Annotated in this window: 22 protein-coding genes; 12 read left to right on the top strand and 10 right to left on the bottom strand. The window is 67.1% G+C overall.

All coding sequences use genetic code 11. From position 1 onward, the window contains the following. Positions 1 to 81: 81 nt before the first annotated feature. On the top strand, positions 82 to 471 hold the full coding sequence (locus tag FL625_RS07705; protein WP_149588074.1) for a DUF2147 domain-containing protein: 390 nt from the start codon (positions 82 to 84) through the stop codon (positions 469 to 471). A gap of 63 nt (positions 472 to 534) precedes the next feature. After that, positions 535 to 1425: a DMT family transporter gene (locus FL625_RS07700; protein WP_149588073.1), complete on the top strand. Its 891-nt coding sequence runs from the start codon at positions 535 to 537 to the stop codon at positions 1423 to 1425. Here the strand turns inward: FL625_RS07700 and hisH are convergent. Beyond that, positions 1422 to 2063 carry an imidazole glycerol phosphate synthase subunit HisH gene (gene hisH, locus FL625_RS07695; protein ID WP_149588072.1) on the bottom strand — a complete coding sequence of 214 codons (642 nt, stop codon included), beginning with the start codon at positions 2061 to 2063 and terminating at the stop codon, positions 1422 to 1424. The genes FL625_RS07700 and hisH overlap by 4 nt on opposite strands. Positions 2064 to 2144: 81 nt before the next feature. Continuing rightward, the gene (gene hisB / locus FL625_RS07690; protein WP_149588071.1) at positions 2145 to 2732 is read right to left on the bottom strand and encodes an imidazoleglycerol-phosphate dehydratase HisB; all 588 of its coding nucleotides are present in this window, start codon (positions 2730 to 2732) and stop codon (positions 2145 to 2147) included. A 268-nt stretch (positions 2733 to 3000) separates the two neighbouring features. Here hisB and FL625_RS07685 point away from each other — a divergent pair, with 268 nt between their 5' ends. The 4 genes from FL625_RS07685 to FL625_RS07670 all read left to right on the top strand — a co-directional run bounded on the left by FL625_RS07685 (position 3001) and on the right by FL625_RS07670 (position 7116). After that, a complete protein-coding gene (locus tag FL625_RS07685; RefSeq protein WP_149588070.1) occupies positions 3001 to 4443 on the top strand; it encodes a mannose-1-phosphate guanylyltransferase/mannose-6-phosphate isomerase in 1443 nt (480 codons plus the stop codon). Next, a complete protein-coding gene (locus FL625_RS07680; RefSeq protein ID WP_149588069.1) occupies positions 4440 to 5273 on the top strand; it encodes a PIG-L family deacetylase in 834 nt (277 codons plus the stop codon). Before FL625_RS07685 ends, FL625_RS07680 begins: the two co-directional genes overlap by 4 nt. A gap of 23 nt (positions 5274 to 5296) precedes the next feature. Beyond that, on the top strand, positions 5297 to 5875 hold the full coding sequence (locus tag FL625_RS07675; RefSeq protein WP_149588068.1) for an isopropylmalate isomerase: 579 nt from the start codon (positions 5297 to 5299) through the stop codon (positions 5873 to 5875). A 548-nt stretch (positions 5876 to 6423) separates the two neighbouring features. Beyond that, positions 6424 to 7116 carry a sugar transferase gene (locus FL625_RS07670; RefSeq protein ID WP_149588067.1) on the top strand — a complete coding sequence of 231 codons (693 nt, stop codon included), beginning with the start codon at positions 6424 to 6426 and terminating at the stop codon, positions 7114 to 7116. 416 nt (positions 7117 to 7532) lie between these two features. On the opposite strand, the gene FL625_RS07665 is transcribed toward FL625_RS07670, so the two are convergent. Next, positions 7533 to 7790, bottom strand: a complete 258-nt coding sequence (locus FL625_RS07665; RefSeq protein WP_149588066.1) for a hypothetical protein — start codon at positions 7788 to 7790, stop codon at positions 7533 to 7535. Positions 7791 to 8086: 296 nt separating this feature from the next. Between FL625_RS07665 and FL625_RS07660 the strand changes: the two genes are divergently transcribed. Both FL625_RS07660 and FL625_RS07655 read left to right on the top strand, forming a co-directional pair. Then, complete coding sequence (locus FL625_RS07660; RefSeq protein ID WP_200833910.1) at positions 8087 to 9907, top strand: ABC transporter ATP-binding protein; 1821 nt, start codon at positions 8087 to 8089, stop codon at positions 9905 to 9907. Positions 9908 to 9995: 88 nt separating this feature from the next. After that, positions 9996 to 10835, top strand: coding sequence for a 2OG-Fe(II) oxygenase (locus FL625_RS07655; RefSeq protein ID WP_149588065.1), 840 nt, complete (start codon positions 9996 to 9998; stop codon positions 10833 to 10835). A gap of 5 nt (positions 10836 to 10840) precedes the next feature. On the opposite strand, the gene FL625_RS07650 is transcribed toward FL625_RS07655, so the two are convergent. From FL625_RS07650 to FL625_RS07640, 3 genes are all read right to left on the bottom strand, one after another. Then, positions 10841 to 12049: a glycosyltransferase family 4 protein gene (locus tag FL625_RS07650; RefSeq protein WP_149588064.1), complete on the bottom strand. Its 1209-nt coding sequence runs from the start codon at positions 12047 to 12049 to the stop codon at positions 10841 to 10843. 221 nt (positions 12050 to 12270) lie between these two features. Next, positions 12271 to 13188: an NAD-dependent epimerase/dehydratase family protein gene (locus FL625_RS07645; RefSeq protein ID WP_149588063.1), complete on the bottom strand. Its 918-nt coding sequence runs from the start codon at positions 13186 to 13188 to the stop codon at positions 12271 to 12273. A 112-nt stretch (positions 13189 to 13300) separates the two neighbouring features. After that, the gene (locus FL625_RS07640) at positions 13301 to 14788 is read right to left on the bottom strand and encodes a hypothetical protein (protein ID WP_149588062.1); all 1488 of its coding nucleotides are present in this window, start codon (positions 14786 to 14788) and stop codon (positions 13301 to 13303) included. 179 nt (positions 14789 to 14967) lie between these two features. Between FL625_RS07640 and FL625_RS07635 the strand changes: the two genes are divergently transcribed. Then, positions 14968 to 15939 (top strand): glycosyltransferase, encoded by a 972-nt coding sequence (locus FL625_RS07635; protein WP_149588061.1) that lies wholly within the window; start codon positions 14968 to 14970, stop codon positions 15937 to 15939. A 77-nt stretch (positions 15940 to 16016) separates the two neighbouring features. Here FL625_RS07635 and FL625_RS07630 read toward each other — a convergent pair whose 3' ends face one another. Both FL625_RS07630 and FL625_RS07625 read right to left on the bottom strand, forming a co-directional pair. Beyond that, positions 16017 to 17261 carry a glycosyltransferase gene (locus tag FL625_RS07630; RefSeq protein WP_149588060.1) on the bottom strand — a complete coding sequence of 415 codons (1245 nt, stop codon included), beginning with the start codon at positions 17259 to 17261 and terminating at the stop codon, positions 16017 to 16019. Further along, positions 17262 to 18179, bottom strand: coding sequence for a glycosyltransferase family 2 protein (locus FL625_RS07625; RefSeq protein WP_160147749.1), 918 nt, complete (start codon positions 18177 to 18179; stop codon positions 17262 to 17264). 177 nt (positions 18180 to 18356) lie between these two features. Between FL625_RS07625 and FL625_RS07620 the strand changes: the two genes are divergently transcribed. The 3 genes from FL625_RS07620 to FL625_RS07610 all read left to right on the top strand — a co-directional run bounded on the left by FL625_RS07620 (position 18357) and on the right by FL625_RS07610 (position 21189). Continuing rightward, on the top strand, positions 18357 to 19148 hold the full coding sequence (locus tag FL625_RS07620) for a WecB/TagA/CpsF family glycosyltransferase (protein ID WP_149588332.1): 792 nt from the start codon (positions 18357 to 18359) through the stop codon (positions 19146 to 19148). Next, complete coding sequence (locus FL625_RS07615; protein WP_149588058.1) at positions 19145 to 20122, top strand: glycosyltransferase family 2 protein; 978 nt, start codon at positions 19145 to 19147, stop codon at positions 20120 to 20122. The genes FL625_RS07620 and FL625_RS07615 overlap by 4 nt, the downstream gene beginning before the upstream one ends. A gap of 62 nt (positions 20123 to 20184) precedes the next feature. Continuing rightward, entirely contained in the window at positions 20185 to 21189 is a 1005-nt protein-coding gene (locus FL625_RS07610) for a class I SAM-dependent methyltransferase (RefSeq protein ID WP_149588057.1), read from the top strand. Here the strand turns inward: FL625_RS07610 and FL625_RS07605 are convergent. Both FL625_RS07605 and FL625_RS07600 read right to left on the bottom strand, forming a co-directional pair. After that, positions 21161 to 22498, bottom strand: coding sequence for a porin family protein (locus FL625_RS07605; RefSeq protein WP_160147748.1), 1338 nt, complete (start codon positions 22496 to 22498; stop codon positions 21161 to 21163). The two genes, FL625_RS07610 and FL625_RS07605, sit on opposite strands and share 29 nt — an antisense overlap. 6 nt (positions 22499 to 22504) lie before the next feature. Then, a complete protein-coding gene (locus FL625_RS07600) occupies positions 22505 to 23110 on the bottom strand; it encodes a polysaccharide biosynthesis/export family protein (protein ID WP_149588055.1) in 606 nt (201 codons plus the stop codon). Between the last annotated feature and the right edge of the window lie 221 nt (positions 23111 to 23331).

The following is a 23331-nucleotide window of genomic DNA, read 5'->3' as shown; positions in this document are numbered from 1 at the left end:
CAAAAGCGACCCCACGTCACGCTTGATCGGTTCGGCGGCTGCGGCAATCTCGCCCGCAGGGATTTCGTGAGGAGGACACCCATGAGGATTTTCGCATTTGCCGCCGCGCTGGCGGTCATCGGCGGGGCGGCGCTGGCCGATCCGGTCGAGGGCACCTGGCAGACCCGCAAGGACGACAACGGCAATTACGGCCATGTGCAGATCAAGGCCTGCGGGCCGGCCTTCTGCGGCACGCTGGTCAAGGCCTTCGACAGCACCGGCAAGGAGATCGCCAGCCCCAACATCGGCAAGCGCATCGTCTGGGACATGGTGGCCTATCCCGACGGGCTGTATGATGACGGCAAGATCTGGTCGCCCGACCGCGACAAGACCTACAACGGCGAGATGACGCTGAAGGGCAACAACCTGTCGGTGCGCGGCTGCGTGCTGGGCATCTGCCGTGACGGTGGCACCTGGAAGCGGGTGAACTAAGCGCAAGGTCCGGGTCGTGCGGGCCCCGCGCCCTGGCTAGACCGGGGGGCGGAGGTGCCTGTGATGACCCGGAATGACTGGCTGCTGCTTGCGATCCTTTCCCTGCTCTGGGGCGGATCCTTCCTGTTCGCCGAGATCGCGCTGGCCGGGCTGCCGGTGCTGACCATCGTCTGGGTGCGGGTGGCGCTGGCGGCGCTGATCCTGGGTCTGGTACTGGCCGTCACCCGGGTGGGACTGCCGCCGCGGCGCGCCTGGCTGGCGCTTCTGGTGATGGGGCTGTTCAACAACGCGCTGCCCTTCACGCTGCTGGTGACGGCGCAAGGGCAGATCACCGGGGCGCTGGCCTCGGTCCTGAATGCGACGACTCCGCTTTTCACCCTGATGGTGGCGCATCTGGCAACGCGGGACGAGCGGATCACGGCGGCAAAGGCTGCGGGGATCGGGCTCGGCTTTGCCGGGGTCGTCGTCATGCTGGCCGGAGAGGGCCTTGGCGGGGAGGCGGTCGCGATGGGGGCCTGCCTTGCGGCGGCACTGTCCTATGGCATCGCCGGAGTCTGGGGGCGCCGGTTCCGCGCCATGGGTATTGCGCCGCTGGCGACGGCCTTCGGGCAGGTCGTGGCGAGCAGTCTGCTCCTCTTTCCGCTCTGGCTGGCAGCCGATGCGCCCTGGACGCTGGGCTGGCCGGGGAAAGGGCCGGTGCTGGCGGTGATCGCGCTGGCCGGGTTGTCCACGGCGCTGGCCTATCTGATCTATTTCCGCCTGCTGGCCCGCGCCGGGGCGACGAACCTGTCGCTGGTGACCTTCCTGATCCCGGTCAGCGCGAGCTTTCTGGGCTGGCTGGTGCTGGACGAACGGCTGGAGCCCGCGCAATTGGCGGGGCTTGCCCTGATCCTGGCGGGTCTTGCAGTGATCGACGGGAGAGTCCTGCGGCGCAGGCTGCCGGTCGGCCCCTAGGGTCGCCAGCGCAGGAAGTTGGCGATCAGGCGCAGGCCGGGTCCCTGCGATTTCTCGGGGTGGAACTGGGTGCCGACGATGGTGTCGCGGCCGACGATGGCGGTGATGGGGCCACCATAGTCGCAGAAGGCCAGCCGGTGCGCCGGATCGGCGACGCGGAAGTGGTAGGAGTGGACGAAATAGGCGTGGTCGCCCGTGGCGATGCCGTCCAGCACCGGGTGCGGACGTTCCACCACCAGATCGTTCCAGCCCATGTGCGGCACCTTGAGGGACCGGTCGGCGGGCTCGATCCTGACGACATCGCCGGGGATCCAGCCGAAGCCTTCGGTCAGGCGGTATTCGTGCCCGCGCGAGGCCAGCATCTGCATGCCGACGCAGATGCCGAGGAAGGGGCGGGCGCGGCGGATCACGGCCTCCTCGATGGCCTCGAACAGCCCGCCATAGCTGCCGAGCGCCGCCCGGCAGGCCGGAAAGGCGCCGTCGCCGGGCAGGACGATCCGGTCGGCGCGGGCCACGTCCTCGGGGCGGGAGGTCACGAGGACATCGCCGCCGCCCGTCTCGGCCGCCATGCGCTGGAAGGCCTTTTCGGCCGAGTGCAGGTTGCCGGAATCGTAATCGACAAGGACGGTCAGGGGCATGCGTTCGGTCTTCTCAGGTGCGGGCAAGAGTTTTCGGAGACTCTTGCAAATCCTTTCGAAAAGATTTGCGGCGCCCGGAGGTTACAGGGCGCCCTTGGTCGAGGGAAGCGCGTCGCCAAGCCGCGGGTCGGGCTCCACCGCCTGGCGCAGGGCGCGGGCGACGGCCTTGAAGGCGGCTTCGGCGATGTGGTGGCTGTTCAGCCCGTGCAGCTTGTCCACATGCAGGGTGATGCCGCCGTGGGTGGCGAGCGCCTGGAAGAATTCGCGCACCAGTTCCGTGTCGAAGGTGCCGATCTTAGGTGTCGGGAAATCGACGGTCCAGATCAGAAAGGGCCGCGCGGACAGGTCCAGCGCGCAGGCGATCTGCGCATCGTCCATCGCCAGCCGGAAATGGCCATAGCGGCGGATGCCGCGCTTGTCGCCCAAGGCCTTCGCCAGCGCCTGGCCAAGCGCGATGCCCGTGTCCTCGACCGTATGGTGATCGTCGATATGCAGGTCGCCCTTTGCCCGCACGGTCACGTCGATCAGACTGTGCCGCGCGAGCTGGTCCAGCATGTGGTCGAAGAAGCCGACGCCGGTCTGGCAGTCGTGCCGGCCCGTGCCGTCCAGATTGACGGTGACCGAGATCGCGGTCTCGGCGGTGGTGCGGGTGACGGTGGCTTCGCGCATGGGCGGCTCTCCTGACGACGCGGGCGTTATAGGGCGCGGGGCGGGCGAGGGGAAGGCGGTTCGGCGCGCGGGGCGATCGGACCCGGAAGGGCCGCACAGATGCGCCACTTCCGCAATCCGTCCGTTGCGTCGGATCAAAGGTTGTATTCCGGTGGCGATTGGTATCCCCTTTGCCCGATTCTGGGCTTAGTATTGCCCAGACTGGCAGCAAGACATTCGTGACGGCCTCGACCAGGGGCCGGACCTTGGTTTGGAGTTTGTTCAGGTCATGCCTGAGATCTTTCCGGTTCTTCTGTGCGGCGGGTCGGGCACCCGCCTCTGGCCCGTGTCGCGCAAGAGTTTCCCCAAGCAGTTCGTGCCGCTGACCGGGCAGGGCACGCTGTTCCAGGCGGCTGCGGCACGGATGCGCGGAGTGGACGGCGTGGCGGCGCCGCTGATCCTGACCAATTCCGATTTCCGCTTCATTGTGGCCGAGCAGCTGGCGGCGGAAGGCATCCGTCCCGCCGCGATCCTGATCGAACCTGCGGCACGGAACACCGGCCCTGCAATTCTGGCCGCGGCGCTGCATCTGCTGACGGATCACCCCGAGGCGCTGATGCTGGTCATGCCGACCGACCACAGCATCCCGGACGTGGACGCCTTCCGCGCCGCCGTCGCGGCCGGGGTGCCGCGGGCCGAGGCGGGGCAGATCGTGACCTTCGGCATCCGTCCCGACCGGCCGGAGACCGGCTATGGCTGGATCGAACTGGCAACGGCCCCAGTCGATGGCCAGGCGCAAAGGGTGGCACGCTTTGTCGAGAAGCCGCCGCTGGACAAGGCGCAGGCCATGCTGGCCGAAGGCCGGTATCTTTGGAACGCGGGCATCTTCCTGATCCAGGCGAAGGCCCTGGTCGCGGCCTTCGAGGCCCATGCCCCCGATCTGGTGGCCCCGGTGGCCGAGGCGGTGCGCGGGGCGCGGAGCGATCTGGATTTCCTGCGCCTGGCAGAGGGCCCCTGGGCCGGGGTGCGTGACATCTCTATCGACTATGCGGTGATGGAGCACGCCGCCAACATCGAGGTCGTGCCCCTTGGCGCCGCCTGGTCGGACCTGGGCGACTGGAACGCGGTCTGGCGCGAGAATGCCGGCGCGTCGGGCGGGGCGGTGACGCAGGGCCCGGTCACGGCGATGGATTGCGAGGGCAGTCTCTTGCGGTCCGAGGTCGAGGGACAGCATGTCGTGGGCATCGGGCTGAAGGATCTGGTCGTGGTCGCAATGCCCGATGCCGTGCTGGTGGCCGACCGGGCGCGGGCACAGGACGTCAAGACGGCGGTGGCGCAGCTGAAGGCGCGCTCGGTCCGGCAGGCCGAGGTCTTCCCGCGCGACCACCGGCCCTGGGGCTGGTTCGAGACCCTGGCGCTCGCCGACCGCTTCCAGGTGAAGCGCATCGTGGTCAAGCCCGGCGCGGCGCTGTCGCTGCAAAGCCATGTCCACCGGGCGGAGCACTGGATCGTCGTCTCGGGCACTGCGCAGGTCACGGTGGGCGAGGAGGTGAAGCTTCTGACCGAAAACCAGTCGGTCTATGTGCCGCTGGGCGCGATCCACCGGCTGGCCAATCCCGGCAAGGTGCCGGTGGTGCTGATCGAGGTGCAGACCGGCGCGTATCTGGGTGAGGACGACATCATCCGCTACGAGGACATATACGCCCGTGGCGACGAGAAGACCGCGCGATGATGGACGGGGACGACATTCTGGACGGGCTGGCCATCGTGATGGCCCATCCCGACGACGAGGTCCTGTGGGCCTCGTCGGCGCTGAAGGCGGCCGGGAAGATCATCCTCGTCTATGGCGAATGGCCGGGTGCCGCGACGATCACCGAAGGGCGCCGCGAGGCGATGGCTGCCTTTCCGTTGCCGACACTCGACTGGCTGGCGATGCCGGAAACGGGCGTGTTCGACAGCGCCTCCTGGCCCGAGGTGCGCGAGACCGACTACGGGCTGTATCCGCATCGCTCGCTGCGGATCCTGGACCATTTCAACCCGGATCAGTATCGCGCCCAGTTCGGCAAGCTGCGCGAAGTGCTGCGCCCGCGGCTGGCGGGCTTCCGGAACGTGATCGCGCATGGACCCTGGGGCGAATACGGCCACGAGGAACATGTGCTGGTCTTCCGCGCGGTGGCGAGCCTTGCGGCCGAGGTGGGGTTCCGGCTGTGGGTGCCGGCCTATGTGGGGCCGAAGTCCGAGGCGCTGATGCTGCGGAACCTGAAGTACTTCGGCAAGCCGACGCCGCCGATGCCGATCGACGCGGGTTTCGCGGAAGAGATTGCCCGGATCTACAAGCGGACGCAGACCTGGACCTGGTCGGACAGCTATGTGTGGCCGGCGTCCGAGCATTTCCTGCCCTGGGTGGCAGAGGCGCTTCCGGACGGGCAGCGGGCCACGCCCGCCGATGTGCAGCGGATTGTGCTGCCGGCAGACAGCGATGCCTGGCGCAAGCATCTGCCCAAGCGGCGCGAGCTGGCGCGCAAGCTGTTGTCCTGGCTGAACGCGCGTCGGGCGCGATAGGCGATGCGGATCGGACCGGGCGGATGCGCACGACGCTGACCTGCGCCTTCACGCAATGGAGCCCGGGCCTCGGTGACAATCACTGGATGGGCTGGCTGACGGTCGCGGTCTATCTGCTGGCGGCCGTTGCCTCTGGCCTGGCGGCGCTTCAGTTGTCCGGGGCGACGGGGTTGGACGGCCGCGAGCGGCGGTTCTGGATCCTGGCGGCGGGGCTGATGCTGGCCCTGGCGCTGAACAAGCAGTTGGACCTGCAAAGCCTTCTGACGATGATCGCGCGCTGCCATTCCCAGCTGGCCGGCTGGTACGAGGCCCGGCGCCGGGTGCAGGAAGGCTTCATCCTTCTGGTAGCCGTTGGCGGGCTGTTGGTGCTTGGGGTGCTTGCACTGTCCCTGCGAGACATCCTGGGGCGGGTCTGGCTGGCGCTGGTCGGGCTGGGGTTCGTCTGCGGCTTTATCGTGGTGCGCGCGGCCAGCTTTCACCATGTGGACCTCGCGCTGGGCAGCAGACTTGCGGGGATCAAGCTGAACTGGCTTCTGGAAGTGCCCGGTCCGGCCCTGGTCGCCCTCTTCGCGATGCTGCGGAGGGCACGCCTTCCGGACTGATCGTCAGGGAAATCGAATCAAACCGACCCGACCCTGGCCCGCATATGCCCGGCCAGATGGCATCTTGACGGCCAAATGTGGTCGCTGAATCACTTTAACGAAAAATTCACCGTTTCGGAAAGCCGCACAATAAAATGGGAGCGCGGCTCCGAAAGACCAAAGATCTTGCATCCTGAAGCAAGGTGAAGATGCGGACGGATTGGATGGTCGCCGAGGCCTTAATTAAAAGGCGTTGAAAATCATACAGGTGCTTTCCCGGCCCGCGGGGACTGTCGTTCGGACTGCCGTTTTCCTTGTGCGGGCGCTGTTTCGCGCCTGCCGCATCAGGGCGGATGCGGCACAACCATAGCGTGTAACTCAATGAGATTACAACACTTTTCGGGCGGTCAGGTCAGGAAGACCGCATTGCGGCGGCACGTTCCGGATGGTAGAAGAATGAGGGTGAGTGACGGGAGTAGCGAGTGCGAGAGTTCATTTTGGGTCCGCGGCAAAGCGCCCGGGCTTCGGAAATTGGCTTAGCGATTGGCACCCTTGCGGAGGCGTTGCAGATGGACGTTCGTTCCGGACTGGCAGGGCAGGATTTCGAACGGCCGTGCCCAAACGTAGCAGACGGTTGGGTGAAGGTCCGTCGGGAGCCTCTGTACCGCCGCGTGATCAAGCGCTGGCTTGACGTTGCCTTCGTGGTCATGGCGCTTCCCATCGTACTGCCGGTGGTGCTGGCCCTTGCCGCCGTGCTGAAGCTGGGCGGCAGCTCGCCGTTTTACACGCAGGAGCGCGTAGGGCTGGGCGGCAAGACGTTCCGCCTTTGGAAACTGCGGACCATGGTCCCGGACGCCGAGGCGCGGCTTCAGGCCTATCTTCAGGAGAACGAGGCAGCCCGTCGGGAATGGGATGCCTACCAGAAGCTGTCGCACGACCCGCGCATCACCGAATTCGGCCAGTTCCTTCGCAAGAGTTCCCTGGACGAGTTGCCGCAGTTGTGGAACGTGCTGATCGGCGACATGAGCCTGGTGGGGCCGCGGCCGATGATGCTGGATCAGCAGGAGTTGTATCCCGGCAGTGCCTATTACGCCTTGAGACCGGGTCTGACAGGAACCTGGCAGATCTCGGATCGCAACCAGTCCACCTTTGCCCAGCGTGCCGAGTTCGATGCCGAATACGAACGGAACGTGTCGTTCCTTACGGATTTGAAGATCCTGCTGGCGACTGTGGGTGTGGTCCTGCGGGCGACTGGGAAGTGAGGATCGACGCCGAGGATCCGTCCGGCCGATGCTGGCGGATCCAGCCCACCAACAGGACGCCGGGAAGCAGGATCGTGAAGCCCGTTGCCGGATAGGCCAGAAGGGCGACCCAGACCGGAAAGCCGTACAGGAAAAGGACCACCGAAACGCTGGCTGCGCCAAACATCGCGATCAGTAGCAGCCCCAACGCCATCCCCGTCCTCCTGATCGGAGAAGATCCGCAACATTAACGTCCCGCGGCAGGCTTTCAGATTAGGCTTATCCGGACGTATGTCGAGATGCGAAAAGTGATTCAATTCTACCGGTTCTGCTGTTCGCGTTGTAGTTGGCAAGACTCAGCCGATATCCACTTCCGATTTGGCGGCACTTCCGCCGATGACAGCAGACGGGCCGGCACCCGCCACTCGGTCGGCCTGTCAGCCGGTCGTGGCATTCGGTTGCAGCCTGTCGTGCGCCGGCGCGACGCTGGCCCGGGCGCTCCACATCGACGCCAAGAGCGCGAGAGACATGCAGGATATGACCGGGTAGGCAAGCAGGGCGGCCCAGGTCGGAACATCCAGAGTGAAAGCCACACCCGTCGCCACGATCCCGACGGCAGCAGACAAGAGCAACAACCCCGCAATCATTTCCTGTCCCTCCAAAGGAAGCATGTGGTGAGTCTGCAATTCGCCCATGGCGGGAATATGGCCAAGCTTTGGTTAAAGTTCGTCCCGGTTCCGGGGCCGGGACGCAGAATCCGGCAGCATCGAATATGGCACTCTGAGCATCCTTTCGGACCGATGAACGAGGTGTCGGTCGTGCGGCCCGTGCGAGAAATTCCAGGATCCGGCCCGAGGCGCCGCCTTGCAACGCTTGGGCGCGTTCCCGACGGCCAGTTTGCGGGCATGGGCCGGGAACTGCTTCAGGATTGCCTTTCTTTTGTCACTCCCTCGCAGCAAGGTGGCGCGGTCGCAGACCCGGGGGACGTGATTTGATCGGGACGTATCGCAAGCTTTTCTCGCTGTTCGACCAGACCGAACGGCGCAGGTTCTGGATCCTGACCGGGGTCATGCTTCTGGTCGCTGCGGCCGAGATCGCGGGCATTTCGGCGGTCCTGATGCTGCTGAACGTGCTTGCGGCCCCTGAAACCATCCAGTCGAACCGGACCCTGTCGTGGCTGATGCATCTGTCGGGTCTGGAAAGCGCGTTCAGCTTCCAGATCGGCCTTGCGGTGCTGGTGCTGTTCGTGGTCATGGCGGGCCTGACGGTAAAGGCGCTGGGGACCTACGCCACGATCCGGTTCTCGCTGATGCGCGGCTATTCGATCTCGTCGCGGCTTCTGGCGGCCTATCTCAGCCAGCCCTACGCCTGGTTCCTGGATCGCAACAGCGCCGAACTGGAAAAGAACGTCCTGAGCGAAGTCGATGGCCTGGTGGACCGGGTGATCCTGCCCTGCCTGCGCCTGGTCGCGAACAGCCTTCTGGTCCTGGCGATCCTCGGCTTCCTGCTGATGGTGGATCCGCTGGTCACCCTGTTCTCGGGTGGTGTGCTCGGCCTTGGCTACGGGCTGATCTACCTGCGGTTCCGCGGGCGTCTGCACCGGCTGGGCCGGGTGATGATGGACGCCTTCGAGAACCGTTTCCTGGTCGCGCAGGAGGCGACCGGCGGGATCAAGGATGTCAAGCTGATGGGCCTTGAGGCAAGCTATGTGCGCAGCTATTCGACCGCGGCCCGGACGGCGGCGCAGTCGGGGGCCACGATGGGCGCCATGTCGGAACTGCCCCGCTTTGCGCTGGAAGCGATCACCTTCGGCACCATGCTGGCGCTGATCCTCCTGCTCTTGCTGAAAAGCGGGGGCAATGTCACCGAGATCGTGCCGACCCTGGGCGTCATAGCCTTCTCGACCATGCGCCTTCTGCCGTCCTTGCAGCAGATCTACCACGCGCTGGTCGCGCTTCGGGGGGCGACCGCGATCCTCGACGCCATCGTGACCGATTTCAGGTCCACGCCGGCCCTGCCAATGGCCGATGCGGTGCGGACCGAGCCCCTGCGGCTTGAGCGCGCGCTGGAACTGGACGGGGTCAGCTTCGCCTATGCCCAGGCCGAGAAGCCGACGTTGCGCGGGGTGGATCTGGTGATCCCGGCCCGGACGACGGTGGGCATCGTCGGCGGGACAGGGGCGGGCAAGACGACGCTGGTCGACCTGATCCTGGGGCTTCTGACGCCGGACGAGGGCGAACTTCGGGTGGATGGGGTGCGGATCACGCCCGAGAACATGCGCGCCTGGCAGGGGACGCTGGGCTATGTGCCGCAGACGATCTTCCTGACCGACGAGACCATCGCCTCGAACATCGCCTTCGGTGTGCCGAAGGATCAGATCGACATGGGCGCCGTCGAGCGCGCGGCGCGAATCGCCGCCCTGCACGACTTCGTGGTGTCGGATCTGCCGCAGGGCTATCAGACCTTCGTAGGCGAACGGGGCGTGCGATTGTCGGGCGGCCAGCGGCAACGGATCGGCATCGCACGGGCGCTGTATCGCGACCCGACACTTCTGATCATGGACGAGGCGACCTCGGCGCTGGACAACATCACCGAGCGGGTGGTGATGGAGGCGGTGAACCGCATCCGCGCCGACAAGACCATCATCCTGATCGCGCACCGGCTGACGACGGTAAAGACCTGCGACACGATCTTCCTGATGGACCGCGGCCGATTGCTGGCGCAGGGCAGCTATGACGAACTTCTGGCCGGCAATGCGACCTTCCGGCGCATGGTCGCCGGGGATGCCGAAGAGGTGCATGCTGCATTATGAATATGAATGAACCAAATCCGGGCGAGGCCCGGTGTCGCTCCCGTTCTGACCACGCAATGCTTATCGACAAGAAGACTGAGAGGTTGTCATGTCCGTGAACACTCTGCCGATCGATCCCGAGACGCTCCTGATCGATGCCGATGGCGCCCGTGAATATGCCAAGGCCGCGGCCGAGGAGTATCGGTCGAAGAAACCCTATCCCTACGGCTGTTTCGACAATTTCATGCCGCCCGAGATCCTGGACCGCGTGCGCGAGGAGTTGCGGGAACTGCCGGCGGCGGAAAGCTTCTTCAACCGGCCGCAGGAAAAGCTTAAGGCGGCCTACATGCCGGAACGCCTGGGCCCCTATACCCGGGCGCTGTTCCATTCGCTGAACTCCAAGGCCTTTCTCGCCTTCCTAGAGGAACTGACCGGCATCGACGGGCTGATCCCCGACCCCTATTTTGCCGGCGGCGGCATCCATGTGGTGTCGAACGGCGGGCATCTCGACATCCACGCCGACTTCAACCGCCAGGGCAAGCTGAACCTGGAACGGCGGCTGAACGTTCTGATCTACCTCAACAAGGACTGGAAGGAGGAATACGGCGGGTCCTTCGAGGTCTGGAACGACGACATGACCGCAAAGGTCGCTAGCTTCGTGCCGCTGTTCAACCGGATGTGCTGCTTCAATACCGGGTCGAACACCTGGCACGGTAACCCCGAGCCGGTTAACCATCCCGACAAGGAGCCGCGGATGTCGATCGCGCTGTATTACTACACCGCGACGTGGGATTCGACGAAGGTGTCGCACAGCACCCTGTTCAAGCCGCGCCCCGGCACCAAGGACAAGGTGGACCGGCTGGAGCAGCGCCACCGGATCATGCAGGACCTGCTGCCGCCGGTGATCTACCGCCGGCTTGGCCACCGGCTGCGCAAGCTGGGCATCTGAGGATCCTACTGGCGCCGGACCGAGGTCAGGAAATCGGCCATGCGTCTGGCGATGACGTCGGGCGCATAGCTGGCGGCCACATGGTCGCGCGCAGCAGCCCCCAGACGCCGCGCCAGGGACGGGTCGCGCATCAGCCGAAGGCAGGCATTGGCCATCGCTTCGGTGTCCTCGGAGGGAACCATGAGGGCTGTCTCCTCATGCGTCGCGATCTCCTGCTGGCCGCCGACGCTGGTTGCCACCACCGCTGACCCGGCCGCCATGGCCTCGATCAGCGTGCCGCCGAAGTTTTCATAGCGGGATGCGATCAGCGTGACCCCGTGCCGTGCGCGCAGGAGGGCAACTTCCTCGCGCGATTGCTTTCCGACCGCCTTGATCCGAGACCGGATCGGCATGGGCAGGCGGGCAAGCCGGTCGAAGAGCGTGTCCCTTCCGCCCCCGGCCCGCGGCAGGCCCTCGTCCGGCCCGGCAAAGGTGAACTGCGCGGCGGGGTGCGCCTCGGCAATCCGTGCGAACGTGTCAACGACAAGATCGCCGCCCTTGATGTGGTCGAACCTGCCGACGAAAAGGACATGGTTCAGAAGGTCATCCGTCAGATCAATGCCCTGTGCCGGAACCGGAAACGGGTTCGGGATCACGGCCTTGGGGACCTGCGGCAGGCCCCACAGCGCCTCGGTCTGGCGCAGGACGGCGGCCGAGGGCGAGGTTATGCCATCCACATGCCGCAGGCCCCTGGCCTCGCGCGCCTCTCGGCGGGCGCTGACGGCGTCATCGGGGGCACTGCCGGCCATGCGGTGCAGCCACCACGGCCCATGCAAGGTCGCGACGACAGGGATGGAAACCTTTTCCCGAACCTCCCCGACCCAACCCTGCGTCTCTTCCATCACGACAAATTCGATACCGTGGAGAGCAACAGCGCGCCGGATCGCCTCGGCGTGGCGATCCACCATGAAGCGGACCAGCCCGCCCTCGGGGTCCAGCTTCCGCCTCAGACGATCCACCAGCCGCAACCTCGGATCGGTCATCACGACAACACGCGGGTGGTCGTGCGGGCCATCCACCATGTCCGCGATGATGGTGACTTCGTGCCCCGTGCTCTCCAGACCCGAAGCGAGGTGGCTGACGGCCGTCACGATCCCGTTCGGCGTCCGAATACCCGGCCATGCCGGAGTGACAAAACCGATCCGCAGCGGGCGGACTTCACAGGCTTTGGTCATGCATGCCCTCTCGGCCGGGCAGTCCGGACGTTTCGCAAGGAGTGCTGAGTTACCGACATCTCGGAGGAAGACCGACCAAATTCACTTTCATGACCAAAAACGTGCCGGGCGTAATCGGCATTCCGCCCGGCGCCTTTCGCCAGCGAAGACTGAACGGAACCGGCAGGTACTGTCAAGGAACTTGGGGCGCGGCGCGGGGACGGCGCGCCTTCTACGGCGGCCTACGACTGCCGGAGCAGCGCCGCCAGCCCGTCTTCCAGCGCCACTTCGGCCCTCACGCCCAGCACCGCCTGCGCGCGGGTCGGATCGCCGAGCGAGTCCCGGATATCCCCAACGCGCGGATCGCCATGCTGCACCACTGGCACCCGCCCATGCAGCCGCGCCAGCGTGTCGATCAGCGCCAGAAGCGTCGTGGTCCGTCCGGTACAGATGTTGAACACCTGTCCGGCCGCCTCGGGCGCGCGCGCCATCGCCGCCAGGAGAAAGCGCACCACATCGGCGACGAAGACGAAATCCCGCGTCTGCAACCCGTCACCGAAGACGGTCACAGGCAATCCCTGTGCCAGGCGGCTGTTGAAGATCGAGATCACCCCCGAATAGGCCGAGGACGGATCCTGCCGCGGCCCGTAGATGTTGAAGGGCCGCAGTCCCACGGTCGGCAGGCCATGCACCGCCATCGCGATGCGCCCGTGCAGTTCGGAGCCCAGCTTGTCCACGCCATAGGGCGTCTGCGGGCGCGGCACCCGCGTCTCGTCCACCGCCCCCGGGCCCGCATCGCCATAGATGGCGGCAGAGGATGTATAGACCACCGGCACGCGCCCCGCCCGCGCCGCTGCCTCGAACACCGTCACGGTGCCTGTCTGATTGGTGAGATGCCCTTCGCGCCAGTGTTCGTTGCAATAGGCGACCGACGCGATCCCCGCCAGATGGAACACGCCCGCACAGCCCGCAATGGCCCGCGCCACGGCCGCGGGGTCCGCCACATCCCCTTCGATGACCCGCACTTCCGGAGCCAGATTGGCACGCTTGCCGGTGGACAGGTTGTCCAGCACGACCACCCCATCGCCCCGCGCCAGGAGCGCATCCGCCAGATGTGAGCCGACAAAGCCGCAGCCCCCGGTGATCAGATATGTTGCCATCTCCAGTCCACTCTCAAATCGCGATCATCAGCGGGCGCCACCGCTCCATTCCTTCCCGGGCCCCGGTGGCAGGGCGACAGGGCGCGATGCCGGCCGGATCGGCAAAATCATCTCAGCGCACATCCCTCCGCTCGGATTGCTTCTGCCGCCCCGGCGGGGCGTTGCGTTCCTCCGGCATCAGCCAGCTTGCCCGATAGGCGCCGGCGATAGGATTGGCGGCCCGTGACCCGTCGGTCGCCGTTGCATCTGCGGCTGGCCGCCAGACCACGATCCCGGCGACGGCACCCGCCATGAGCCAGACGTAGTTCACCAGCCCGGAATTGGGCAGAAGGTCGATCAAGGCCGCGCTGAGCAACACGGTCATGCCGGGCATCAGCAGCGAAGGCCCGAAGGTCTTGCGCCGCAGGGCAAACAGCAGGATCGGCACCGTCAGCAGACCGAAGCGGCCGATATAGCCGAGCCAGCCATAGACCCCGATGAAGATCAGCCAGATGCCGTCGGTGATGCTGGTCATCTGCCCGGTTTCGGGGTCGAAGATCGCGTTACGGCCCCAACTGCCCCAGCCCGCCAGCGGCTTGAGGTTCGCCTTGGTGAGGAGCACGTCCTCGTTGTCGAGCCGGAATTTCAGCGAGGCGGCCCGTTCCTCGTCGATCGACAGCGCCAGTTCATAGGCCGCATTGACCGGGATCCAGCCCGCACCGCGCAGCATCGGGTAGAACATGACGACGAAGGCCACGATGACCGACAGCGCCACCTGCAACCGCGGACCGAGCAGCAGCACGATCAGCGCCGAAGGGACGGCGATGATCAGGGCGCCAAGGCTCTTGCTCAGGTAGAGGACCAGAAGCAGCCAGAACATCGCGGCCAGCCAGGGAAAGGCCAGCCGCCCCTCGCGCCGGGCTTCCCTGAACAGGATCGCGGCCGCGATGATCGACAGGCAGAAGAAGATGCCCACCATGAGGCCGTGGTTCAGGAAGACGACCGGACGAAAGCCTCCGGCGCGGATGTGCTGCACGAAATCGGCGGGAAAGAAGCCATAGACCCAGGTGTGCAGCTGGGGCGACAGGCGCACCTCGATCAGGGCGGGAATGGTGTAGACCAGCCCGCCGATTGCGAAGGCCTCGATCAGCGCGCGGTGGCCCGTCTGGCTGTTCAGGTAGCGCAGGCCAAGCCAGAACGGCACCAGCGCGACGAGGATCTGCGAAATCAGGCCCCAGGCATCGTAGAGCCTGAGCCCGGGCAGGAAGGTGCGGCCGTCGATGATCGGCTCCGTATTGGACATCACGGTCAGGACCGGCGTCACGACTACCAGAAGCAGCAGCCCGACCAGGATCTGCCGCCCGAACCGGGCGGGGGCTTCCATGGACGCAACCTGCCTTGGGGCAATCAGCAGGCACAGCATCAGGGCCGTGATCGCGGGGATCAGATGCTTGTCGATTGCGGGGATCATCGGAAACTTGATGACGGTTTCCGAGGGCAGCAGCAGATGGCCGCCGATGATCGTCCAGGCCAGAGCACGTTCCAGGGTCAGCGCACGAAACAGCGCGACCGCGGCCAGCGGCGAGGCAAAGAGCACCAGGTAGGCAAATACGTTCGGCATCAAGACCCGTCCGCGCGCGCTGACTGTTCGTCTTCTATCCGGTCTGGTGGGCAAGGAAAATGGCCGCCTGACCTCCGGGTGGCCACGGCGGGCGATTTCCGGGTTTCCGGCGACCCTTGGAAGGTTGTCGGTTTTGTGGTTTCTGGCGACATGACCGACCGTGGCTTCGAGCGTTCCGCGTGACCGACCTTCCGCCTGCCGCAACCGGCCTCGGGGCCGTGATCATCGGGCGCAACGAAGGGGCGCGGCTGGTGGCCTGTCTGGCCTCGTTCCCGGACTGGGTGCGTCCGCTGGTCTATGTCGATTCCGGATCCACCGACGGCAGCGTGGCGGCGGCGCGTGCGGCAGGGGCCGAGGTCGTGGCGCTGGACATGTCGGTGCCCTTCACCGCCGCAAGGGCGCGCAACGCGGGCTTCGCGCGGCTGATGGATCTTGGCGCTTCCGAGTTCGTGCAGTTCGTCGATGGCGACTGCGTGCTGCAACCGGGCTGGCTGCCCTCTGCGCGCGCCTTCCTCGCGGTGCATCCCGAGGCAGCGGTGGTCTGCGGCCGACGGCGCGAGATCCGGCCCGAGGCCTCGGTCTGGAACCGGCTGTGCGACGCGGAATGGGACACGCCCCTGGGCCAGGCAAGGGCCTGCGGGGGCGATGCACTTATGCGGACGGCGGCGGTGCGGGAGGTCGGGGGCTATGATCCCGGCCTGATCGCGGGCGAGGAGCCGGAGCTGTGCGTGCGGCTGCGCGCGGCGGGCTGGCAGGTCTGGCGGATCGGCGAGGAGATGACGCTGCACGATGCGGCGATGACCCGGTTCGGCCAGTGGTGGAAGCGCACGCGGCGCGGCGGCCATGCCTTTGCCGAAGGCGCGGCGCTGCACGGCGCGCCGCCGGAGCGGCACTGGGTGGCCGAGACGCGCCGGGCTGTCCTCTGGGGCGCCGTGCTGCCGGTCCTGGCGCTGGCCGGGGCGCTGGTGACGCCCTGGGCGCTGCTTCTTCTGGCGCTCTATCCGCTGCAGGTGCTGCGGCTGGCGCGGAGGCATGGCTGGGAGCGGGCCTTCTTCATGACGCTTGCCAAGTTTCCCGAGGCGCAGGGCGTGCTGGAATACTGGCTGAACCGCCTTCGGCAGCGCCGGTCGCGGCTGATCGAATACAAGTGAGGGCTGCTCCTCGTGCGCCTTCGGCTTCTCGTCGCGGGCGCTGCGACGAGCGGCCGGAGGCCGACGAGGAGCTTTCGTCATGGCCTGAGGCGGCCACCGGGGCCGCCGTTTCGGAAAAGGTCTGCCAGCCAGGCGCCCTCCCGGGCGATGTCATGCTCGCGTTCCACCGCCTGCCGTCCGGCCTGGCCCATCCGCGCGGCCAGTTCGGGGTCGGCCATCAGCTGCATCATCCGCTCGGCGAGCGTGTCCACATCCCCCGGCGGCACGGTGAAGCCGGTCACGCCGTCCTGAACCAGTTCCGGCACCCCCGCGACGCGGCTTGCGACGACCGGAATTCGGCTGGCCAGCGCCTCCATGTAGACGACCGGCAGCCCCTCGGCGAAGGAGGGCAGGACCAGCATGTCCGAGGTGGACAGCAGCTCGGCCACCTGTGGCTGGGTCATGAAACCGGCAAAGCGCACCGAGCCGGTGATGCCGAGTTCGGCGGCCCGCGCCTCGGCCGGGGCGCGGGCGGGGCCGTCGCCGGCGAGCGTCAGCGTGGCGTCGGGGTGGGCCTTCAGCACCCTGGCCATCGCCTCGATCAGCAGAAGCGCGCCCTTCACCGGGTCCAGCCGGCCGACGAAGGCCACCCGCTTGCCGAAGCCGGGCACCGCGCGGCGATACATCGCGGGATCGACGCCGCAATGGACGATGGCGATCTTGCCCCAGTGCGAAGGGTCCGAGAACAGCATCAGCTGCGAGCGGCAGAAATGGGTGATCGCCACCACGAACTCTGCCCGCGCGATCTTTTCCGGAAGCGCCCAGCGGTCCACCTCGAAGAAGATCGCCGGCCCGTGTTCGGTGAAGCTGAAGGGGATGCCCGCCAGTTTCGCGGCCAGCACGGCGACCGAACAGCTGGAATTGCCGAAATGGTTGTGCAGGTGGCGGGCGTTCTGCGCGCGCAGGTGCTCGGCCAGGACGCCGGCTTCGAGGAAATAGAAGATCTGCCAGAGGAAGGCTTTCAGCCCCGGCGCGCGCATGCGGATCGCCAGCGCCAGCGTCGAGACCCAGGTGCCGGGAGAGCGGAAGAAGGCCGCGGCATGGGCGCGCAACAGCCGCAGCGGGTTCTTCGCGGCGGCGATGACGTAGAATGTCTCGGCGCGAGCCTCCTGCTCCTCGCGGCCCTTGAACTCGGCGGCAGGCGGGCGGCGGATCGAGCAGGTGACGACCGGCATCCCGGCGGCGCGGACCGCCTGCACCTCGCGCAGGATGAAGGTATGCGAGACCTTGGGGTAATCGCCGGTCAGGTAGGCCACTGGTCGGGTGTCGGATGTGTCGGTCATTCAGTCGTCCTGCCGGTTCAGCCTGCGGCGGCGCCACATCAGCTTGCCCGCGCCGCCCCAGGCGGCAAGCTGGTGACGGATGGAGCGGGCCGGGGAAAATGGTCGAGTCAGCAGCGCGAGGAGGCCATGGCCCAGAAGCTGCGCCGCGCCGGCGGCCATCCAGAAGGCGACGCGCGCCACGCCGCGCAGGCCGCCATGGCCGCTTTCGACGAGGCAGCGCAACTGTCCGTCGCTGAACCGCCGCGCCCGCAGGAAGGCCAGCGTCGCGCGGGATGCGGGCACGATCTCCTCCACCCGCGCCTCGGGGCACCACAGCATCGGCACGCGGTGATCCTCGGCCAGCTGGCGGAAGAGCCAGACATCCTCTCCGCCCCGGTCGAAGGCAGGGTCGAAGGGGGGATCGGCCAGGGTCAGGGTCGCGCGGGCGAACATGGAATTGCCCGAGCCGAGCCAGGCGCGCAGGTGCTGGACCTCGGCCCCCGGCGGGGCGGGCAGGCGGCGGCTGAAGATGCGGTCGAGGGGCGCGCGCAGGGGGGCGGGCGGGTCGGTCTCGAACCGGGGCTCGATCGCGCCGAAGGCCGCCCGGGCGCCCTTGCGGGCGACGGTGGCGAAGGCGGCCAGCCAGCCGGGGGCGGGGGTTTCGTCGTCGTCGAGGAAGATGACATGACTGCCCCGCGCCTCGGTCACGCCCCGGTTGCGGGCACGGGCGACGCCGGTCCTGGGTTCGTGGACGTAGCGAACGAAATCGGGGGCATCGCCCGCCACGGCGCGGGCCGAGGCCTCGGGCGAATTGTCGACGAGAAGCAGTTCGACGGTTTCGGGAATCGATGCGCGCTGGTGGGCGACGGCGGCGAAGAGCGGGGGCAGATAGGCTTCGCGCCGGAAGGTCGGCACGACGATGCTGAAGGAGACCGGCAACAATCCGGCCGTGGGCGCGGGATCGTTCCCCTGTCCGAATGATCCTTGCGCGAATGCCACGAAAAACCCTGTAAATCCCGATATGATTCAGACTATCTGCTTGACGGCGAATGGACAATCGCCTGCCCGTCGGGACAGGTGCCAGAGCTGTGTGGCAAGAGGATGGCGGGAGTGTCGATGGTGCGCGAGGGACAGGCGGAATCAGGGGCGTCGGGGCTGGATGCCCTGTCGCTGGTCAACTTCCCGACCGAGGCGGCGCTTCTGGCCGACATGGAGGCCTGCCTCGGCCGGGGACATGGCTTTGCGGTGGCGACGCTCAACCTCGACCATGTGGTCAAGCTGCGGCGGAACCCGACCTTCCGCGCAGCCTATCAGGCGCACAGCCATGTGGTCGCGGACGGCAATCCCATCGTCTGGATGGCGGGGCTGTCGGGACGGCGCGACGTGGCGCTGGTGCCGGGGTCCGAGCTGATCGCGCCGGTCGCGGCGATGGCGACGCGTCTGGGCGTGCCGCTCGCCTTCCTCGGCTCGACCGAGCCGGTGTTGCGGGCGGCGGCCGAGCGGTTGCGGGCCGACCATCCGGGGCTGAAGGTCGCGGCCTGCCTCGCGCCGCCCTACGGGTTCGATCCCGAAAGTTCCGCGGCGGATGCGCTCATCGACCAGGTGGCGGCCTCCGGTGCCCGCATTTGCCTGCTGGCGCTGGGCGCGCCGAAGCAGGAGGTGCTGGCGGCGCGGGGCCTTGCGCGGCAGCCGGGGCTGGGGTTCCTGTCGATCGGCGCGGGACTGGATTTCATCGCCGGCCACCAGACCCGGGCGCCGGTCTGGGTGCGGAAGATCGCGATGGAGTGGCTGTGGCGGATGCTGTCGAACCCGCGCCGGTTGGCGCGGCGCTATCTGGACTGCGCACTGGTGCTGCCCTCGCTGACCGTCACGGCGCTGAAGGCGCGCAAGGAGGGGCAGGGGCAATGAGCGACGCCGACCTGAAAGGCCCGACCGTCCTGACCGTGCTCTTGAACTGGCGCACGGCGGACATGACCCTGCGCGCGGCCGACAGTGCCGAAGTTGCCATGCAGGGGATCGCCGGCGGCATCGTCGTGGTGGACAACGATTCCGGCGACGGCTCGTTCGAGAAGATGAGCGCCGCGCTGAAGGACCGCCCCCGCTTCCGCGTGGTGCAGTCGGGCCGCAACGGCGGCTTCGGGGCCGGGAACAACGTGGGCATCCGGCTGGGACTGCCGGGCGGGGTGCGGCCCGACTACGTCTATATCCTCAACTCGGACGCCTTCCCCGCCCCGGATGCGATCCGGCGTCTCCTCGACTATCTGGAAACCCATCCGCAGGTCGGCATCGCGGGCAGCTACATCCATGGCCCGGACGGCGAGCCGCATGTGACCTGTTTCCGCTTCCCCTCGGTCGCCTCGGAGTTCGAGGGCGCGGCGCGGACCGGGCCGATCTCGCGGCTGTTGCGGCACCGCTCGGTGGCGATCGGTGTTCCCGAGACGAGCGGGCCGGTCGATTGGCTGGCCGGCGCCAGCATGATGCTGCGCGAGGCGGTGATCCGCGACGTGGGCATGTTCGACGAGGCCTTCTTCCTCTATTTCGAGGAAACCGACCTCTGCCGCCGGGCGGCCGAGGCCGGCTGGCCCACGCATTTCGTCAGGGAAAGCCGGGTAGAACATATCGGCTCGGTCTCGACGGGCATGAAGGGCTGGAAGCGGGTGCCCGACTACTGGTTCGACAGCCGCTGGCACTATTTCCGCAAGGCCGGCGGCACCGCCCGGGCGATCATGGCGACGCTTGCGCATCTGGCTGGTGCCCTGATCCTGCGGGCGCGGCGTCTGGTGCAGCCGAAGATCCCGCCCGGCCCGCCGCATTTCCTGCGTGACCTCGTGGGACATGCCCTGCGCAGCCTGGGCAGGAAACGGAGTGTTGATGGCAATTAGCTTGGTCCCGTGCCAGGATTGCCCCCATAGTCTCTGCAATCCCAGCCAACTGGGCGAAGGCCATGGACGCGCCGCTGCAAGACCTGCATTGCCCGATCTGCGGAACGCAGGCCGGTGATCTGTCGCCCTGGCTGGAGATCCCGGTCGATGTGAAGACCCGACAGCCGATCGGGTCGGGGAGGCTCGTGTGGTGCCCCGCCTGCGATGTCGGACTGATGCGGCGCCGGCCGACAGCCGAAGAAGTGCGCGCGAGCTACGAGATGGCGGCCTACTACACGCATGGTCGGTCGCATTTCCCCGATGTCCGCGCCAGCCTTGCCGAACGCGTGCTGTTCAAGCTCGCCTGGCTGACAGACCATGGCCGGATGATGGATGCCGACTGGCTACTGACCCTGCAGCCGCAGGCGAAGAGGATCCTGGACATCGGCTGCGGCGGCGGGGATCTTCTCGCCACCCTTGCCGGGTCCGGGCGCAGCCTGCACGGGGTCGAGCCCGACGCAGAGGCGCGGAAGGTTGCCGCCGCGCGCGGCGTGGCGGTCGCCGCGGGAACCGCGGAGGCGATCCCGCCCGGGACGGCGGCGCAGAGGTTCGACCTGGTGCTGATGACACATGTGCTGGAACATTGTGCCGACCCGGGCCTGGCCTTGCGCAACGTGCGGGCTCTGCTTGCCCCCGGGGGCGGGTTCTATTGCGAGGTGCCGAACTGCGCTGCCCTTCATTTCCAGACCTATGCCGAGATCTCGGAGATGCTTGACGTGCCGCGTCATGTGCACTTCTTCACCGGGCGGTCGCTGCGGCGGCTGATGGAACGGAACGGCTTCGAGATCGTGGCCGAGGTGCATCATGGTCATACCCGGCACTTCGATGCGCGCTGGCGGGCCTGGGAAAACCGGGTGTATCGGCTGTTGCGGGACCATGGCGGCGCGCGCCAGACCCCGCCACGGTTACTGGCCCGTGATCTGGGGCTGCTTGCCCGAACCGCCTTCGCCGCGCCGGACCGGAAATACGATTGCGTCGGGCTGTTCGCCCGGGCGTCGGTCAGGGACGGAACTGGAAATCCCGGCTGATCGCCACGAACAGCCGCGGCGATTCCGCCTGGCCGTCGGCATCGTTGCGCACGGTGTAGCCCACCCCGCCCGACAGGTTCCAATCCGCGGTCAGCGCATGGGTGAAGCCCGCGTCCAGCGCCACCTGCTCGATCCGTTCGGAGGGCGCGTCGCTCAACTCGTAGGTCGCGTCGAACAGCAGGGTCGTGCTTTCGTTGAGATTCTTGGCCCAGCTCAGGCTGAAGATCGAATCCGCCACCCGCTCGTCGGCATCGGCATCATAGCTGACGCGCCGTTCCAGCGTGATCCCGAAGCTGCCATCGGGCAGGGCGCGGGTCCATGCCAGTCCGCCGATCAGGTCGGTCCCGGTCTCGTCGCCATGGGTCACCCCCAGTCGGGCTGACAGGGTATCGCGCCCGGTTTCCAGCGCGCGGCCGATCTCGAACGTCTCGCGCTGGCCTTCGTCGGCATCCGTCGCCAGACTTAGCTGCGCATAGGCGGTGCCGACCGGCATGTCGTAGGACAACCGGACACTGGCCTCGGGGCCGCGTTCGCGGGTGATGATGTCGGAGTCTTCGGTTTCGGTCCGGGTGTAGCCCAGTTCGACCGAAAGGTCGGCACGTTCGCTGATGGCGTAGTCCAGTCCCGCGAAGGCTGTGGCTTCATCGGTCGTGGTTGTGCCGAGATCGTCCTCCTCGCGGTGACGATAGCGCACGCCGACCCGTCCGGTCGCGATCTCCGAAAACCGCAGGATCGCGGCGATGTCGCCACGCCATTCCTCGGTATCGACAAGGTCGGGGTCGGTGGTGTCCTGGTAGTCGGTCCGGTCATAGGCCAGCCCGAAGGCCAGGCCCACGCCCGAGGTCCGCCCGGTCTCCTTCCGCGCCGACAGCGACAGGTCGCTGCGTGTCCCTTCGGCGCCGATGTCGCCGAGATCGTCGCCGAAGGCATCGGCGTCATCCGAGCGGAAGTCGGCCGTCAGATCTAGCACTGCCGCCGGCACCTCTCGGTGATAGGCAAAATTCACGGCCCCACGCCCGAAATCGAACTCGCTGCCGTCGTCGTTCGTCCGGGCGATCAGGCCGCCGGTCACCCCGAAGGTCAGCCGGTCCAGCGCGGTTTCGCTGACCACGCCGAAGGACAAGAGCGTCACATTCGCAACTTCGGTGCCCTCGGCCGGAATGGCGAGGCCGGCGTTGCGGCTGATCTCGATCCGGTTCTCGATCCCGAAGGTCAGCAGGACGCCGCCCTCCTGCGCCATGGCCACGCCAGGCAGGAACGGAACGCCAAGGGCACAGAGACCCCCAACAAGGTGGCCAGAGCGGCGCATGCGGCCTTACTCGAACAGCTTGCGCTGCGGGATCACGATGACGTCGCCGTTCATCAGGCGGGTGCTGCCGCCCGAGGCGCCGTTCTCGATGGCGTCGAGGTCCAGCTTGTAGACCCGCTCGACCCCCGACTTGTCCACGCGACGCAGCTGGATGCGCTTCTTGGCGGCGAAGGGGGAGGGCCCGCCCGCCTGTGCGAGGGCCTGAAGGAAGGTGGCGCCGGGGGCGACCTCGACCTTGCCGGGGCTGTTGGCGGCACCGAGGACGTAGATGGCGATGGTGCGGGCGGCGGCGGGGGTCGAGGCCGGCCGCTCGGCCAGGGCGCTCATCGACACATAGACGGTCGGAGTGGTGGCAAAGCCCGGGGCCAGGCGCTGGGCGAGGTCGGCCTGAACCTGGGCAAGGCTGCGGCCGGCAACCCGGATCGTGCCCGCGACCGGCAGGGTGATCTGGCCGTCCGGCAGCACGATGGCGCTGCGGTTCAGCGTGTTGTCTTCAAGAACTTCGATCTGCAGCACGTCGCCGGGACGGATGCGGTAATCCTGGGCGGTTGCCACAAGCGAAAGGAACGGCACGATGAATAGGGCGACGGCAAGTCGACGAAGGATGGACATGACAAGACTCTCCTTGGCCCCCGGATGAAAGGGGGCACGTCAGCGTTGACTCCACGTTATTAGCCTCGGTTCGGATCGGAAAGGGGAAATGCGCCGGATCGCGCAAGCGGCAGCCTCGCGTGCAGGCATGAGATCGCTATTGGAGCGCGAGGTGGCGGATATGCAACATGTGTAACCGCCCCTTGCGCAAGAGGGAACTTCGGGCCTGATCCCGGCGCGTC

It is taken from the genome of Tabrizicola flagellatus, from assembly GCF_008271465.1.
GTDB lineage: Bacteria > Pseudomonadota > Alphaproteobacteria > Rhodobacterales > Rhodobacteraceae > Tabrizicola > Tabrizicola flagellata.
This window is presented reverse-complemented; position numbering and strand designations above follow the sequence as displayed.